15 protein-coding genes are annotated in these 15,827 nt (G+C 59.9%); all 15 read left to right on the top strand.

The window, feature by feature from the left end:
- The first annotated feature begins 35 nt into the window (after nucleotides 1–35).
- The 15 genes from waaF (at nucleotide 36) to BLV61_RS12960 (ending at nucleotide 15,807) form a co-directional block, all read left to right on the top strand.
- Entirely contained in the window at nucleotides 36–1,070 is a 1,035-nt protein-coding gene (gene waaF, locus BLV61_RS13030) for a lipopolysaccharide heptosyltransferase II (protein ID WP_047536589.1), read from the top strand.
- 1 nt (nucleotide 1,071) lies between these two features.
- Nucleotides 1,072–2,133 (top strand): lipopolysaccharide heptosyltransferase I, encoded by a 1,062-nt coding sequence (gene waaC, locus BLV61_RS13025; RefSeq protein WP_047536591.1) that lies wholly within the window; start codon nucleotides 1,072–1,074, stop codon nucleotides 2,131–2,133.
- On the top strand, nucleotides 2,133–3,257 hold the full coding sequence (locus tag BLV61_RS13020; RefSeq protein ID WP_090465512.1) for a glycosyltransferase family 4 protein: 1,125 nt from the start codon (nucleotides 2,133–2,135) through the stop codon (nucleotides 3,255–3,257). Before waaC ends, BLV61_RS13020 begins: the two co-directional genes overlap by 1 nt.
- The gene (gene rfaP / locus BLV61_RS13015; protein WP_047536595.1) at nucleotides 3,254–4,060 is read left to right on the top strand and encodes a lipopolysaccharide core heptose(I) kinase RfaP; all 807 of its coding nucleotides are present in this window, start codon (nucleotides 3,254–3,256) and stop codon (nucleotides 4,058–4,060) included. The genes BLV61_RS13020 and rfaP overlap by 4 nt, the downstream gene beginning before the upstream one ends.
- On the top strand, nucleotides 4,060–4,794 hold the full coding sequence (locus BLV61_RS13010) for a lipopolysaccharide kinase InaA family protein (protein ID WP_047536597.1): 735 nt from the start codon (nucleotides 4,060–4,062) through the stop codon (nucleotides 4,792–4,794). The genes rfaP and BLV61_RS13010 overlap by 1 nt, the downstream gene beginning before the upstream one ends.
- Nucleotides 4,791–5,543: a lipopolysaccharide kinase InaA family protein gene (locus BLV61_RS13005; protein ID WP_090465509.1), complete on the top strand. Its 753-nt coding sequence runs from the start codon at nucleotides 4,791–4,793 to the stop codon at nucleotides 5,541–5,543. The genes BLV61_RS13010 and BLV61_RS13005 overlap by 4 nt, the downstream gene beginning before the upstream one ends.
- Entirely contained in the window at nucleotides 5,543–6,994 is a 1,452-nt protein-coding gene (locus BLV61_RS13000) for a lipopolysaccharide kinase InaA family protein (protein ID WP_090465507.1), read from the top strand. Before BLV61_RS13005 ends, BLV61_RS13000 begins: the two co-directional genes overlap by 1 nt.
- Nucleotides 6,995–7,146: 152 nt before the next feature.
- Entirely contained in the window at nucleotides 7,147–7,482 is a 336-nt protein-coding gene (locus BLV61_RS12995; protein WP_090469890.1) for a YceK/YidQ family lipoprotein, read from the top strand.
- Nucleotides 7,483–7,626: 144 nt separating this feature from the next.
- Nucleotides 7,627–9,384 (top strand): carbamoyltransferase family protein, encoded by a 1,758-nt coding sequence (locus BLV61_RS12990; RefSeq protein ID WP_047536605.1) that lies wholly within the window; start codon nucleotides 7,627–7,629, stop codon nucleotides 9,382–9,384.
- Nucleotides 9,368–10,498 (top strand): glycosyltransferase, encoded by a 1,131-nt coding sequence (locus BLV61_RS12985; RefSeq protein ID WP_090465503.1) that lies wholly within the window; start codon nucleotides 9,368–9,370, stop codon nucleotides 10,496–10,498. Before BLV61_RS12990 ends, BLV61_RS12985 begins: the two co-directional genes overlap by 17 nt.
- Nucleotides 10,498–11,394, top strand: a complete 897-nt coding sequence (locus BLV61_RS12980) for an antimicrobial resistance protein Mig-14 (RefSeq protein ID WP_047536608.1) — start codon at nucleotides 10,498–10,500, stop codon at nucleotides 11,392–11,394. The genes BLV61_RS12985 and BLV61_RS12980 overlap by 1 nt, the downstream gene beginning before the upstream one ends.
- A gap of 8 nt (nucleotides 11,395–11,402) precedes the next feature.
- On the top strand, nucleotides 11,403–12,836 hold the full coding sequence (locus tag BLV61_RS12975; RefSeq protein WP_090469887.1) for a PIG-L deacetylase family protein: 1,434 nt from the start codon (nucleotides 11,403–11,405) through the stop codon (nucleotides 12,834–12,836).
- A gap of 54 nt (nucleotides 12,837–12,890) precedes the next feature.
- Nucleotides 12,891–13,775 (top strand): DUF6625 family protein, encoded by an 885-nt coding sequence (locus BLV61_RS12970; RefSeq protein WP_090465500.1) that lies wholly within the window; start codon nucleotides 12,891–12,893, stop codon nucleotides 13,773–13,775.
- On the top strand, nucleotides 13,772–14,926 hold the full coding sequence (locus BLV61_RS12965) for a glycosyltransferase family 4 protein (RefSeq protein WP_047536612.1): 1,155 nt from the start codon (nucleotides 13,772–13,774) through the stop codon (nucleotides 14,924–14,926). The genes BLV61_RS12970 and BLV61_RS12965 overlap by 4 nt, the downstream gene beginning before the upstream one ends.
- Nucleotides 14,923–15,807: a glycosyltransferase gene (locus tag BLV61_RS12960; protein WP_047536614.1), complete on the top strand. Its 885-nt coding sequence runs from the start codon at nucleotides 14,923–14,925 to the stop codon at nucleotides 15,805–15,807. Before BLV61_RS12965 ends, BLV61_RS12960 begins: the two co-directional genes overlap by 4 nt.
- The last annotated feature ends 20 nt before the right edge of the window (nucleotides 15,808–15,827 follow it).

Below are 15,827 nucleotides of genomic sequence, written 5' to 3'. Positions count from 1 at the left end.
GGCATAGGCCTCCCCGGATCGTTTTTGGAAACCACATGAAAATTCTGATCGTTGGGCCCAGTTGGGTCGGTGACATGGTGATGGCGCAGACACTGTTTCAGTGTCTCAAACAACGCCACCCGCAATGCGAAATCGACGTGCTGGCCCCCGAGTGGAGCCGGCCGATTCTTGAGCGCATGCCCGAAGTCCGCCAGGCCTTGAGCTTTCCGCTCGGTCACGGCGCGCTGGAGCTGGCGACGCGTCGGCGTATCGGAAAATCCCTGGCCGACCAGTACGACCAGGCGATCCTGTTGCCCAATTCCCTGAAGTCGGCGCTGGTGCCGTTCTTTGCCGGCATTCCCAAGCGCACCGGTTGGCGCGGTGAGTTCCGTTACGGCCTGCTCAATGACGTGCGCACGCTGGACAAGGAACGTTACCCGCTGATGATCGAGCGCTTCATGGCCCTGGCGTACGAGCCGGGTGTTGAATTGCCCAAGCCTTACCCACGGCCGAGCCTGCGGATCGACCCGGTGACCCGCGAAGCGGCACTGGCCAAGTTCGGTCTGGCCCTCGATCGTCCGGTGCTGGCGCTGTGCCCGGGCGCCGAGTTCGGCGAGTCCAAGCGCTGGCCGTCCGAGCACTACGCCAAGGTCGCCGAAGCGAAGATCCGCGAGGGCTGGCAAGTCTGGCTGTTCGGTTCGAAAAACGATCACGCCGTGGGCGAGGACATTCGTTCGCGCCTGATTCCCGGTTTGCGCGAAGAATCGGTGAACCTCAGTGGTGGCACTTCGCTGGCCGAGGCGATCGATCTGCTGTCCTGCGCCGATTCGGTCGTGTCCAACGACTCCGGCCTGATGCACGTCGCCGCCGCCCTGAATCGTCCCCTGGTGGCGGTCTACGGTTCGACGTCGCCGGGTTTCACGCCGCCGCTGGCCGAGCATGTCGAGATCGTGCGCCTGGGCATCGAATGCAGTCCCTGCTTCGACCGCACCTGCCGCTTCGGTCATTACAACTGCCTGCGCCAGCTCATGCCGCAAGCGGTGAACGAAGCCTTGCAGCGTTTGCAGGGCACTGTGGTCGAGGTCCAATAGCTTGCGGGTACTGCTGATCAAGACTTCATCGCTGGGCGACGTGATTCATGCGTTACCGGCATTGACCGATGCTGCGCGGGCGATTCCCGGCATCAAGTTCGATTGGGTGGTGGAAGAGGGTTTTGCCGAGATCCCGACCTGGCACCCGGCGGTGGGCAAGGTGATTCCGGTGGCGATCCGTCGCTGGCGCAAGAACATCTGGCAGACCATCAAGAGCGGGGAGTGGAAGCGCTTCAAGCAAAGCGTTCGTGCGACTAAATACGATCTGGTCATCGATGCCCAGGGCCTGCTGAAAAGCGCCTGGCTGACCCGTTACGTCAAGGCGCCGGTGGCCGGCCTCGATAAAAGCTCGGCACGCGAGCCGATCGCTGCGCGTTTCTATGATCGGCGCCTGGCGGTTGCCCGTGGCCAGCACGCGGTGGAGCGGGTCCGTCAGTTATTCGCCATCGCCCTCGGCTATGACCTGCCCAAGGGCTTGGGCGATTACGGTCTGAGCGTCGAGCGTCTGGTGGAATTGCCACGCAAGAATCCTTACGTGCTGTTTCTGCACGGCACCACCTGGGACACCAAGCACTGGCCCGAAGCCTACTGGCGCGAGCTGGCCGAGCGTGTCGGGTATCTGGGCGTCGGGGTGAAGTTGCCTTGGGGCAATGCCGTCGAGAAGGCCCGCGCCGAGCGCATCGCCAAAGACATGAAGCACGTCGAAGTGCTGCCCAAGCTGAATCTGGCCGGTGTTGGCAAAGTGTTGGCCGGCGCGCAAGGCTGCGTGGCAGTGGACACCGGCTTGGGTCATCTGGCCGCTGCACTGGATGTGCCGACGCTGTCACTGTTCGGCCCGACCAATCCGGGCCTGACCGGGGCCTATGGCAAGTCGCAGATTCACCTGGCCAGCGACTTCCCTTGCGCGCCGTGCCTGCAAAAGAAATGCACCTATCAACCGACGGCCGAAGATGCCCGTCGGTTCGACCTGAAACGCGAGTGGCCGCTGTGCTTCACGCGTCTGAATCCTGAGCGTGTCGCGAGCCGACTGAGCACGTTGTTACTGGCTGAGGAGCTGCGCTGATGCAATTGGCATTTGTCCTGTACAAATATTTCCCCTTTGGCGGCTTGCAGCGTGACTTCATGCGCATTGCCCTGGAGTGCCAAAAGCGCGGTCACCAGATTCGCGTCTACACGTTGATCTGGGAGGGGGACGTGCCGCCGGGCTTTGAAGTGCTGGTCGCACCGGTCAAGGCGTTCTTCAACCACCGGCGCAACGAAAAACTCAGCGAGTGGATGGAGGCGGACCTGGCCAAGCGTCCGGTCGATCGCTTGATCGGCTTCAACAAAATGCCGGGCCTGGACGTCTATTACGCCGCCGACGGTTGCTTCGAAGACAAAGCGCAAAACCTGCGCAACTCGCTGTACCGTCGCTGGGGTCGCTATCGCCACTTCGCCGAGTACGAGCGCGCGGTGTTCGCCAGGGATGCCAAGACTGAAATCCTGATGATTTCCGAAGTGCAGCAACCGTTGTTCATCAAGCACTACGACACGCCGCTGGAGCGCTTCCACCTGCTGCCGCCAGGCATTGCCCAGGACCGTCGCCGCCCGGCGGATGCGGACGAAATCCGCGCCGGCTTCCGCGCCGAATTCAGCTTGAAGGATGATGAGCTGCTGTTGGTCCAGATCGGTTCCGGATTCAAGACCAAAGGCGTGGATCGCAGCCTCAAGGCCTTGGCCGCGTTGCCCGCTGATCTGAAGAAACGCACCCGGCTGTTTGTAATTGGTCAGGACGACCCCAAGTTATTCCAGATGCAGAGCGCCACGTTGGGGCTTGGCGATAACGTGACGTTCCTCAAGGGTCGCAGCGATATTCCGCGCTTCCTGCTCGGTGCCGATCTGTTGATCCATCCGGCGTACAACGAAAACACCGGCACTGTGCTGCTTGAAGCGCTGGTGGCCGGGTTGCCGGTGCTGGTGAGTGCGGTGTGCGGTTACGCCCATTACATTGCCGAGGCCGATGCCGGCCTGGTGCTGGACGAACCGTTCGAGCAGGCGCAATTGACGCAGTATCTGACGGGCATGTTGAACGACGCTCAAGCACGGGCGGCCTGGAGCCGCAACGGTGTGGCCTTCGCCGAGACGGCCGACCTCTATAGCATGCCGCAGCACGCGGCCGATGTGATTCTGGCGGAGCACGCTGAATGAAGTTGATGCTGGCTGAACCGTTCAAGAGCCTTTGGGCTGGACGCGACCCGTTCGCGGAAGTCGAGGGGCTTCAGGGCGAGGTGTACCGCGAGCTCGAAGCTCGCCGCACCCTGCGCACTGAAGTGGACGGCAACGGGTTTTTCGTGAAGATTCATCGTGGCATCGGCTGGGGTGAGATCTTCAAGAACCTGCTCACCGCCAAGTTACCGGTACTCGGCGCGGGCCAGGAGTGGAAAGCCATCCAGCGCCTGCAGGAAGTCGGCGTGCCGACCATGACCGCCGTGGCTTACGGCGAAAAGGGCAGCAACCCGGCGGATCAGCATTCGTTCATCGTCACCGAAGAGCTGGCACCGACCGTCAGCCTCGAAGATTTCAGCATCGATTGGGTCAGACAACCGCCGGAGCCAAAACTCAAGCGTGCGCTGATCGCCGAAGTGGCGCGCATGACCGGCATGATGCACCGCGCCGGGGTCAACCATCGCGATTGCTACATCTGCCACTTCCTGCTGCACACCGACAAACCGGTCACCGCAGACGACTTCAAGCTCTCGGTGATCGACCTGCACCGCGCCCAGACCCGCCCGGCGATCACCCGGCGCTGGCGCAACAAGGATCTGGCGGCGCTGTATTTTTCAGCGCTGGATATCGGATTGACCCGGCGCGACAAGTTGCGTTTCCTCAAGGGTTACTTCCAGCAGCCACTGCGCCAGATCCTCGCCGAAGAAGCGTCGCTGCTGGCCTGGCTCGAAGGCAAGGCCAACAAACTCTACGACCGTAAGCAGCGATATGGGGATGCGCTCTGATGTCGGGCTGGACACTGGAACCGGCATACAGCGATCTGGCAGACGACTTCGGCAGTCTGGAGGCAGTGTTTGCGCTTGAGGGTGAACGCCTGACACGTGATCCGCTGTCCGAGGTCATCCGCGTACAGCGCAATGGCGTCAACTATTACGTCAAACGCTATGTCGGGGCAGGCAAAGGCCTGCGCCGCTACCTCGGCAAGCCGAGGGTGAAAATGGAATGGCAGAACCTCAAGCGCTTCGCCAAATGGGGCATTCCCACCGCCGAGGTCGTAGCGTGGGGCCTGGAGCGGCGCGGCGCGGCTTACGATCGAGGGGCGATGATCACCCGCGAGCTGCCGCATACCGAAGACTTGTCGGCGCTGGCCGACCGGCACGACCTGAAACTGGCAGACCGTGCGTGGGTCGACACGGTCAGCCGCCAGTTGGCCGGCTACACCCGGACCATGCACGATCACCGCTTTACCCATAACGATTTGAAATGGCGCAACCTGCTGATCGACGATCAGGCCAGGCTGTTCCTGATCGATTGCCCCAACGGTGATTTTTGGCGCGGTTTCTGGCTCAAGTACCGCATTACCAAGGATCTGGCGTGTCTCGACAAGGTCGCCAAGTATCACTTGTCGGCTACCCAGCGCCTGCGCTTTTACTTGCAATACCGCCAACGGACCCGGCTCAATGCGGCCGACAAAAAACGGATCCGGCACGTGGTGAGATTTTTCGAGGGGCGTGAATGACTGATTTCCTGGCGGCTGAAGACCGTGAGCTGCTTGAGCGCCACGGTCTCGGCACTTTCGACGCCCTCTGGACCCGGCAGCTGGATGCCGTGGACGAGCCCAACTCTGTTCCTGGCGGCTGGAGCAGCGTGTTTCGACTGAACCTGGAAGGTCATGGTTTTTACCTCAAGCGCCAAAGCAACTACCTGATGCGCACTTTGCATGCGCCTTTTGGCGAGCCCAGTTTCGCCCGCGAATTCCGCAACATCAGCCGCTACGAAAAGCTCGGTATTCCGGCGTTGGAAGCGGCGTTCTTCGGTCAGCGCAGAGTCAATGGCGAAGTCCGGGCCATTCTGCTGACACGTGCCCTGGATGGCTGGGATGACCTGGATTCGCTGTTGCAGCGCTGGTCGGACCTGAGCGAGGCGCAGCACTCGGCCATATTGCGGGCCTGCGGGCAATTGGCGCGGCTTGTGCACAGCCGGCGCCAGGTGCACGGCTGTTTTTATCCCAAGCACATATTTCTGCGGGCCACCGGTGACGGCTATCAAGCCCAGTTGATCGACCTGGAAAAGACCCGGCCGTTGCTGTTTGGTCAGCGTGACCGGGTCAAGGATCTGGAGCCGTTGCTGCGTCGGGCGTCTGTGTGGAGTACCGCGCAAGTACGCGAGCTGTTGGCCGCGTACCTGGATCAAGCGCAGGACAGTTCGCTGGTCGATAGCTGGGCAGCGCGACTGACCGCGCGCCGCGACCACAAGGAGCAACGCTGATGCACTTGTCCGAGCTGAAAAACGCTGGCCGTAGCCCGAGCCTGCCGCTTAGCCTCTCGTTGGCCGATGCCGCCGGGCCGGCCGATTTGCAGTTGCTGAGCCTGTTACGGGTTTTACCGGGGCAGCGTTATGTGGGCGCCGGTATCTGGCGCGGACGCCCGGTATTGGCCAAGCTGTTGGTGGGCAGCAAGGCGGCGCGGCATTTTCAGCGAGAGCTGGCTGGCGTTCGTCTACTCGCCGAACAAGGACTGACCACGCCACTGTTGTTGGCCGATGGCCTCAAGGATGGCGAGGGCGGTTGGCTGCTGTTCGATTTTCTTGAGGGCGCCGAAAGCCTCGATGATGCCTGGAAGCGGGTTGAACACCTGCCAATGCTGGCCGATGAGCAATCAGCCGTCCTCGCAGAAGCCCTGGGCGCGATCGGGCAAATGCACCGCAAGGGCCTTTGGCAGGAAGACTTGCACCTGGACAACCTCTTGCGCCAGGGCAATCGCCTCTATTTGATCGATGGCGCCGGGATCCGCAGCGAAACGCCTGGCCAGCCATTGTCGCGCCAGAAAGTCCTGGAAAACCTCGGGGTGTTTTTTGCCCAGTTGCCCAAGTCAATGGAGCCGTACATCGAGGAGTTGCTGGTCTATTACCTGTTGAGCAACGGCGAGCATGCCTTGCCCATGGAGGCCTTGCAGAAACAGATCGACAAGGTCCGCAGCTGGCGCCTCAAAGACTTCCTGATCAAGGTCGGTCGCGATTGCACGCTGTTCAGTGTCCGGCGTGGCGCATTCGGTTTGCAGGCCATTCGTCGCGAAGAAGAGGCGGCGATGCTGCCGGTTCTGGCGCAGGCCGATGCCTTGCTCGATCAGGGCCATCTGTACAAGACTGGCGGCGCGGCGAGTGTCGGCAAGGTCGAGGCGGGCGGTCGTACACTGGTCATCAAGCGCTATAACATCAAGGGTTTCGCCCATTGGCTCAAACGCTTCTGGCGCCCGAGTCGTGCCTGGCATTCCTGGCGCGAAGGCAATCGCCTGGCGTTCCTTGGCATCGCTACGCCCAAACCCCTGGCGTTGCTGGAGAAGCGTTTTTTCTGGCTGCGCAGCCGTGCCTATCTGGTCACCGAGTATCTACCGGGGCCGGATATCATCGAGCGTTTTGCGCCTTACGTTGAAAATGGCGACGCTCCAGAGGCCGAGTTGTTGGCGCTGGATCACCTGTTCGCCGAATTGATTCGAGCGCGCATCAGTCATGGCGATTTCAAGGGGCACAACCTGTTCTGGCAGCAGGATCGCTGGGCGCTGATCGACCTGGATTCGATGTGTCAGCACGGCTCGCTCGGCAGCTTCGCGCCGGCGTATGCGCGGGATCGGGCGAGGTTCATGCGTAACTGGCCGCAAAGCAGCGCCCTCTATCGAGTCATCGATGAGCGTTTGCCCAAAGACATCGTCAGTGCTGACTGAATCGCCTTCGTAAGCCAGTCGAGGAGGCCCGAACAGCCAGCAATAAATCGGGACAAGTCCCTGGGAATTGTCCTACGCGATCTTGAGAAGCCATGAACTGTGGCCTGAATGACCACGGTGCTAGTTTGCCTGACGTTCTCGGAGGGCAGACTTTGACAATGAAAATGGCGGTTGCATTGGGTGCCATCGCACTGACGCTGGTGGGTTGCGGAACCGTTACAACGGTGCTGCAGGAGGATGCAGACGCGGCTCGGGGGCTTCGAAGGCAAAAAACCTATTGCCAGTCCATTCCTCGGGTCTACAGCGGGTTGGCCTACGATTTTTGTGTATTAAATGCGCCGCCCGATCCCACGGGTATCCTCGTTCCATTCGTTCTGCTGGACCTTGCCCTGTCGGGAGTACTGGACACCGTTGTGTTGCCGTACACGATTTACCAGCAGGGCATGGAGGGCAATGTCCGCATTTACTGGCGGCCTGCACGCGGATAATCAGTGATGCTGTCACCGCTGTGAGTGCTTGCCGCTGCTTTTAAGCTATAATCCCGCCCTTTAGCTGTCTCTCGCCGCTTGCGAGGGCGCATTATTTTTTGAGGCGCGTTGCGCCTGCATGCAGACTTAAGAGGCTAGACCCCTGTGGCATTGACGATTCTTGGCCTGTCCGGCGCCCTTAGCCATGATCCTTCCGCAGCCCTGTATATCGACGGCAAGCTAGTCGCGGCTGCCGAAGAAGAGCGCTTTGTGCGCGATAAACATGCAAAGAACCGCATGCCTTACGAATCGGCGAAGTTCTGCCTGGAACAAGCCGGCATCAAGCCTTCCGACGTTGACGTGGTGGCGATTCCGTTCGCGCCCATCAGCCTGTTCGGCAAGGCGCGCTGGCATTACGCCAAGCGTTACTGGTACGCCCCGGATCGCGCCCTCGACGCGATTCTGATGGGCAACCGTCGCTACAAGCGCTATCGCAACAAGATCGTCTGGTGCCTTGAGCAGCTGGGCTTCGATCCGAAGAAAATCAAGATCGAGCCGGTCGAGCACCACTTGGCCCACGCTTCCAGCGCTTACCATTGCTCTGGCTTCAAAGAGAAAACCGCGATTCTGGGGATCGATGGCAAGGGCGAATACGCCACGACCTTCTTCGGTTACGGTGAAAACGGCAAGATCCACAAGATCAAGGAATTCTTCGATCCTGACTCCCTCGGCGGCCTGTACGGCGCGATCACCGAGTTCCTCGGTTTCGAGATGCTGGACGGTGAGTTCAAGGTCATGGGCATGGCGCCGTATGGCGATGCCAGCAAGTATGATTTCTCGCGCCTGGCCTCGTTCGAAAACGGCGAACTGGTGATCAACACCGACTACGCCAACGTCATCGGTCTGCGCCGCTATAAAGAGAAGGGCAAGGGTTTCTACTTCTCGCCGAAGCTGATCGAGTGGCTGGGTCCGAAGCGCGAAGGCGATATCGCCGACGAGCCTTACATCCACTACGCCGCGAGCATGCAAGCGCTGTTCGAAAAAATCTCGCTGCAGATGATCGACTACTACCTGGGTGACGTGCTCAAGCAGACCGGCAAGCTGGCCTTCGCTGGCGGCTGCGCGCTGAACGTCAAGCTGAACCAGAAAATCATCGCCCGCGACGATATCAAGGAACTGTTCGTGCAGCCTGCGTCCGGCGACGCCGGCACCGCGGTCGGCGCCGCAGCCTATGTGTCCCACGCCCGTGGCGTACCGGTCGAGAAGATGGAGCACGTCTACCTCGGCCCGTCGTACAGCAACGAAGATGTGATCGCCGCGTGCGCCCGTCACGAGAACAAGCCGAAATGGCGCAAGCTCGACAACATGCCGGAGCAGATCGCCAAAATCATGGTCGATGGCAACCCGGTGGCGTGGTTCCAGGGGCGCATGGAGTTCGGTCCGCGTGCGTTGGGCGGTCGTTCGATCATCGGTTGCCCGAGCGTGCCTGGTGTGGCGGATCGCATCAACCACCAGATCAAGTTCCGCGAGCGCTGGAGGCCTTTCTGCCCGTCGATGCTCGACACCGTGGCGCCGCAAATGATCAAGATCGATCACCCTGCACCGTTCATGACCTTCACTTTCGAAGTGGCTGAAGAGTGGAAAACCCGCGTGCCGGAAGTCGTCCATGAAGACGGCACTTCCCGTGCCCAGGTGCTCAAGCGCGAATACAACCCGCGCTATTACGACATGATGAAGGCGCTGGAAGTGTTGACCGGTAACGGCGTGTCGCTGAACACCTCGCTCAACCGTCGCGGCGAACCGATGATTTGCTCGCCGACAGATGCCTTGAACATGTTCTTCGGTTCCGATCTACAGTACTTGATCATGGAAGACATTCTGGTGGTCAAAGAGGGCGCCAACGCTTATGACACGCTCGGCTGAACGCCATGTGCTGCAGTTCTGTCACGGCTATGACGGCCCGTTTCTGGACTGCGCCCGGCAGTACGCCAGCCTGTTCGCGGGGACCGGTTATCGTGTGACCACGGTGTTTCTGACCGGGGTTGCCGACGCCGAAGTCGCCGCGGCTTGTGCCTGCGATGAAGTGTTGTTCATGGAATACAGCTCCAGGGCCATTCGTGGCCTGAAGCTGGGAGCCATCGGCGATCTGCGCAAGATCGCCGCTTCGCGTAATTTCAGTTTCTGCATTGCCCATCGTTTCAAACCAATCTATATCGCCTTGCTTGGCACTTCGCTGCCCGTGATTGGCGTGCATCACGCGTTTGGCGATTACAAGCGCCGCAGCCGTAAACTCTTCGCACACATTTTTCGCAAGCGTCTGAGCCTGCTCGGGGTGTCCGATGCGGTTCGCGATGACATGCGTGAATGCTTGCCCAAGTGGCCGGCGGCGCGGATTCAGACGCTCTACAACCGCATTGATGTGCCGGCCTTGCAGGCCAGCCAGGTGTCGGCCGGTGAAGCGCGGGAAATCCTGGGCCTGTCGCCGGATGCCTGGATTGTCGGCAACGTCGGGCGGCTGCACCCGGACAAGGATCAGGCCACTTTGCTGGAAGGTTTTGCCACGGCTTTGCCGGGTTTGCCGGCCAACAGTCAACTGGTGATCCTCGGCAAAGGTCGTCTCGAGGAAGACCTCAAGGCCCAGGCCCGCGAGCTGGGAGTTGGCGACCGTGTCCTGTTTCTCGGCCAGGTACCCGAGGCGCGCCGTTATTTCCGCGCCTTCGATGTGTTTGCCCTCAGCTCCGATCACGAGCCGTTCGGCATGGTGCTGCTCGAAGCCATGGCCGCCGGTGTACCGTTGCTCGCCACGGCGTGTGGCGGGGCGAAGGAAGTGGTCGAGGGTGTGGGCATTCTGTTCCCGCTGGGCGATGCTGAACACCTGGCCCAAGGGCTGCAACATCTGGCGGCAATGAACGAACAGCAACGTCACCGGTGTGCCGAGCTGATGCTTGATCGCCTGCATGAGCGCTTCTCCGACCGCGCGGTAGGCGATGCTTTCTGGCATTTGCCACACGTTATCGAAATGGCGCCGAGGGGCTGATGCTCAACCGATTTCAAGGCTGGCGCGAACGTGGCTGGTCGGTAGCTGATGCTTCGACCTATGCCCAGGCCTGGCAGCGTTATGGCGGCAGTGTCGCCACTCATCCATTGGTGGTCGAACGGCTGGCTCAGTTGGCCGACATTCCGGTTCGTTACCTGGCCTGGGAGCAAAGTGGCGAAGTCAAGGCGGCGATTCCGACCTGGGGTCGTGATCTCGCCCTGTCCAAGGACGTGCTCAAACGCAAGGGTAAAAAGGGCCTGTTCGATCTCGGCAATGCCGAGATCATTCTTCCGGCCGCAGAAGATGCCCAGGTGCCCCTGCGTCATCGCGCTCGTTATTTGTCGGCCCTGAACGAAAACCGTTTCACCGGTATCAGGCTGCAGGCCGAACAGTTGGCCATGGCCCGTACCCCCGAAGAGCTGTCGAAGAAGTTTCGCTACAACCAGCGCCGTGAACTCAGGTTGCTGGAAGAAGCGGGCGGGGTGGTGCGAGCGGTTTCCGAGTTTTCCAGTGTTGAGCTGGCGGCGATCTACTGTGACCTGTTTCAGCGCCGCTGGGGCTTTCCGGCGACGGGCGCGGAACGCATGGCCGAGGTCATCGAGTTGTTGCGTGAGCTGTTGATCGGTTCGGTGATTTTCCTCAATGATGCGCCGATTGCGATACAGCTGGTTTACCGCGTCGAGACGCCGCAGTGGATCAGCGTCGAGTACATCAATGGTGGCGTCGACCCCGAAACCCGAGAATTCAGCCCCGGCAGCGTGCTGAGTTTTCTCAATACCCAAAGTGCCTGGGAGCATGCCCGGGCGCTGGATAAACCCTTGCGCTTTTCCTTCGGTCGCGCCGACCGGGAATACAAGGATCGCTGGTGCAACCCCGTGCCGGTCTTCACCGTATGAGTCAGCCCGTGAGCCGAAAACAGCAACTGCTCAAGCGCCATCGACGCAACAAGCGTATCAGCCTGCTCATGGCGCTGGCGCTGTTGATCGCCAGTGGCGTCGTGGTGGCCTGGTGGTTGCCACTGGTGCTCGCGGTTCTGGGCTGGATTGCCCACGAGGCCTGGTTTGCCGACCATCTTTTCTATTCGCCCAAAGACGATTACCAATACAGCTTCCCGCCGTACACGCCACAACCCAAGGTTCATTTGAGCGGTGAGCATTTACGGCTCGATGACGGTGTCATGTTGGTCGACGACGCGACACTGGTGCTGGCGCTGCGGGTTGAAAGTACCTGGCTGGGGCGCTTTATCGATCCGGTGGTCGAGTTGTCAGGTGGCGATAACCCTGACCGACAAACGTTCGAGCGTGGGGTCAATGGTCTGCGCTATCTCAACTTGAGTGGTCAGGCGCAGGTGCTGTCGCGCGGAGAGTTGCGTTTGCGCGGGCGTTTCTGCCGGCTGCTCGGTGAGCCTGTGCTTTGGGCTTTCGAGCATCCGGATTTTCGCCGTCAGCGGGTGATGGTGATTGCGCCCCATGCCGATGATGCCGAGCTGGCGGCCTATGGCTTGTACAGTCAAGCCGACGAGGCCTGGATCGTCACGCTCACCGCCGGTGAAATAGAAGCCGAACACTTTCAGCAGGTCGGTCTGAACAAGGTCGAGGCTGCGCGTTTGAAAGGGCGTTTGCGAGCCTGGGACAGTATTGCCGTACCGCGCTGGGCCGGGGTTCCCGAAGCCCATTGCGTGCAACTGGGCTACTTCTGTCTGCAATTGGCAGCCATGCAAGCCTCGCCTGCCCAGCCAGTGGGTTCGCGGGAGGCGGATCTAAATGACACGCGATTGTTCCGCCACCTCAATCCCTTTGCTCTGCCGGGGGACGTAGACGGTTCGCCGACCTGGAACAATCTGTTGGCCGACCTGCGCGAGCTGTTGTTGCGAGCCCGCCCCGAAGTCCTCGTATTGCCACACCCGACCCTCGATCCACACCCGGATCACATCTGTGCTCAGGAAGCGGTCCTTGAGGCACTGCGAGGGCTGACGTGGCAGCCGACCACCGTGCTCGGTTACGCCAACCACCTGCATGACAATGATCGTTGGCCAATGGGTGATGCCGGCCAAGGTATCGCGTTGCCGCCAGCCTTCGATTCGTCGATGCCGATGCAGCCTTATTGCCTGCCTGTTTCTTTAGCGTTGCAACGCGATAAGGCCATGGCACTGGGCATGATGCACGACTTGCAGCCACCGATGCCGTTCAAGCGACGGGTGCGGCGATTGATACAGTGGTTGCTGGCCAGTAGAGTGCCCCCCCTCTATGGAGAAAATGATTTCTTTCGCAAGGCAGTCAGGCGTCAGGAGTTGTTCTGGCTTCTGAAGCGTTTTGAAACATCTGTGAAGCAGAACTGAAGCACCGCGCCGCCTAGTATGGCGGCGTTTTGAGCATTTACAGGTGAATTTTTTGTGATCAATCCATCCCCGCGAATATTGTTTCTGATGCCTTATTTCGGTCGTTGGCCGTTCTGGATGCCGTTTTTTCTGGAGAGCTGCCGCCGCAATCCCGACATCGACTGGTTGTTTTTCAGTGACTGCGGGGTTCCCGAGAATTTGCCGCCTAACGTCACCGTCGAGAGCATGACGTTCAGTGACTACTGCGGGATGGTGTCGGAGCGGCTGGACATCGACTTTGCGCCGAAGGAAGCTTACAAGCTGTGCGACATTCGGCCGGCGTTCGGGCTTATTCACGCCGACCGCCTGCAAGGCTACGATTTCTGGGGCTTCGGCGATATTGATCTGGTGTATGGTGACCTGCGCAGTTACTTCACTGCGGATCGCCTCGCTTCTTATGATCTGTTTTCCACCCACGAGCGACGAGTCGCGGGGCACCTCTGCCTGATCAGGAATACCACCCGCAAGCGCGAGTTGTTCCGCCAGATCAAGGACTGGAAAACACGCTTCACCGATCAGAAACATCACGCACTGGATGAGGGCGCATTCAGCCGAATCTTTCTATGGCGCAAGAATTTTCCCGAGCCTTTGTTCAAGCTGGTGGGCAAGTTCAACCCGTGGCGTCGCACCAGCGAATTCACCGAGGCATTCAGCACCCCGGGTGGTTGCATAAAGTGGCATGACGGCACGGAGAATTTTCCGCACAAATGGTATTGGCGCGATGGCAGTGTGAGTAATGATCGCGATGGCGATCGCCGGTTTCCGTATTTCCACTTTGTCTGCTGGAAGCGCAACGAGTGGCCACGGTTGCCAGAACCTGATCCGGCCGAGGTCAAGCGCCTCGCTGCTGAACCCGCCTGGGTTATCGACGCGACTGGTTTTCATCGGGGAGAGTTATGAGTCAACGGTCAAAGGTTCTGCAGTTGCAGCCTGACTACAACGTCAAGGCCCATGATTTTGCTGATCTCGCGGAGCAGATCGTCAAGGCCCTGCCCAGCGATCGCTATGAAGTCACCGCAGCGTTTTTGCGAGGCAAGCCTGGACCTGGCGAGGCGGTGAGCCGTGCCGACCGTTCAGTGTATTTCGAGTTTTCCGACAAGGCACTCAAGGGCATGCGCCTGCGTGCCATGTGGCGTCTGTATCAGTTCTGCCGCAAAGAGAAATTCGATGTGGTGATCTGCAACCGTTTCAAGCCAGTGAACATGATGCTGACACTCAATCGTTGGTTGAAAGTGCCTCTGTGTATTGGTATTTCCCATGGGTTCGGCGAGTACGACCGGTTTTATCGGCGCCGCCAGACTCAGCGTCTGATCGATCGGCACTGGCGTTTTGTCGGCGTGTCGCCAGCGGTCAAGCAATACCTGCTGGATTGTGACTGCGGCTTCACTGATCAGAATACCTATGCCATCACCAATGCCATCGACATCGAACAGGCCGAAGGCTTGCAGCACAGCCGTGAGCGTGCCCGCGAGTTGTTGGGCATCGATCCGTCGGTGCGGTTGATCGGTGCGCTGGGGCGCTTGGTGCCGATCAAGGGGCACACGTATCTGTTGCAGGCGTTCGCTGCTATCAAGGATAAGTATCCAGCCACTCAATTAGCGATTATCGGCGCCGGACGGGAAGAGTCGCGTCTGGCTGCCGAGATCGAGCGCCTGGGGTTGAGCGGTCGTGCGCATTTGCTCGGTTTCAGGGAGAACGCCTTGCAATACGTTCGCGCGTTTGACATCTGGACCATGCCATCCCTGGCTGAAGGCCTGGGTCTGGCGCTGCTCGAAGGCATGAGCGGCCATCTGCCGGTGATTGCTTCGAACGTGCCAGCCATGCTGCCATTGATCCAGGGCGCAGGTGGTCTGCCCATCACGCCTGCCGATGTGCCGAGCCTGGTCGCGGCCTTGGACAACTACCTGGGTCTGTCGGACGAAGAGCTCAAGGCCAAGGGCGAGCAAGCTTATCGTTATCTTCAGGAACAACATGACATCGAGGTGTTCCGCCAGGAATACCTGAACCTGATCGACTCTGGTTTGAGCCAGGCCCGCAAGGAACAACCATGAGCAACGCTCAACCTCTCGTAACGGTCATCATCGCCTCGTATAACCATGGTCGTTATATCGAGCAGAGCATTCTCAGTGTCCTAAATCAGACCTATCAGAACATCGAACTGCTGGTGGTCGATGATGGTTCCAGCGATGACAGTGTTGAGCGAATCAACGCTTTGCAGGCCCAACACGGGTTCGATTTCCGGGTCCAGAAGAATCAGGGGCTGACCAACACCCTGAACGGCGCGATTGCCCGTTCCAGCGGCAGCCTGATCGTGCCGTTCGGTTCCGATGACATCATGCTGCCGGACCGCATTGCCATCCAGGTCGAGTACATGGACGGCAAACCTGAAGTCGGGATTTGCGCCGGCAACATCGAGCTGATCGACGCTGACGGCAACCTGTACCCGGAGAAGCGTCAGCGTCGCGATGTGCCGTTCCGTCGCCTGGACTTCGACGACATGTTCCTGGAGCGCAAACCCTATCCTCCTGCACCGACCCTGATGATCCGCCGCGAAGCGCTGGACAAAGTGGGCGGGTTTGACCCGAACATTCGCCTGGAGGATTTGCTGATCGAGTTGAAGGTGACCCGCGCCGGTTACTTCATCGATGGTTTGAACGTGGTGATGGCGCGCTATCGCAAGCACGCCACCAACTCCTACAAAAATCATCGCTTCATGATCGACAACATTCTTCGATCCTACGCGCTCTTTAGCGACCATCCGTTGTACGACGAGGTGCGCTACAAGTTCCTGAGCTCCATGTTCCTGAAAACCGCCAACCGTGATCGCAAGCTGGCCCGCGAGCTGCTGGCACAGATCCCGTTCAAGGCCTGGAACAAGAAGACCTGGCGTGGCCTGGGCCGCCTGTTCTTCTCACCGCTGGAAAAAGATTGAGCCAGGATTGGTTTCAACCG

It is taken from the genome of Pseudomonas mohnii (assembly GCF_900105115.1).
Classification (GTDB): Bacteria; Pseudomonadota; Gammaproteobacteria; order Pseudomonadales; family Pseudomonadaceae; genus Aquipseudomonas; species Aquipseudomonas mohnii.
This window is presented reverse-complemented; position numbering and strand designations above follow the sequence as displayed.

Coding starts and splice junctions, on each gene's coding strand:
- BLV61_RS12980 (WP_047536608.1), top strand. CDS start 10,498: ATGCTCAACCGATTTCAAGGCTGGCGCGAACGTGGCTGGTCGGTAGCT.
- BLV61_RS12985 (WP_090465503.1), top strand. CDS start 9,368: ATGACACGCTCGGCTGAACGCCATGTGCTGCAGTTCTGTCACGGCTAT.
- BLV61_RS12960 (WP_047536614.1), top strand. CDS start 14,923: ATGAGCAACGCTCAACCTCTCGTAACGGTCATCATCGCCTCGTATAAC.
- rfaP (WP_047536595.1), top strand. CDS start 3,254: ATGAAGTTGATGCTGGCTGAACCGTTCAAGAGCCTTTGGGCTGGACGC.
- waaF (WP_047536589.1), top strand. CDS start 36: ATGAAAATTCTGATCGTTGGGCCCAGTTGGGTCGGTGACATGGTGATG.
- BLV61_RS13000 (WP_090465507.1), top strand. CDS start 5,543: ATGCACTTGTCCGAGCTGAAAAACGCTGGCCGTAGCCCGAGCCTGCCG.
- BLV61_RS13010 (WP_047536597.1), top strand. CDS start 4,060: ATGTCGGGCTGGACACTGGAACCGGCATACAGCGATCTGGCAGACGAC.
- BLV61_RS13020 (WP_090465512.1), top strand. CDS start 2,133: ATGCAATTGGCATTTGTCCTGTACAAATATTTCCCCTTTGGCGGCTTG.
- BLV61_RS12965 (WP_047536612.1), top strand. CDS start 13,772: ATGAGTCAACGGTCAAAGGTTCTGCAGTTGCAGCCTGACTACAACGTC.
- BLV61_RS13005 (WP_090465509.1), top strand. CDS start 4,791: ATGACTGATTTCCTGGCGGCTGAAGACCGTGAGCTGCTTGAGCGCCAC.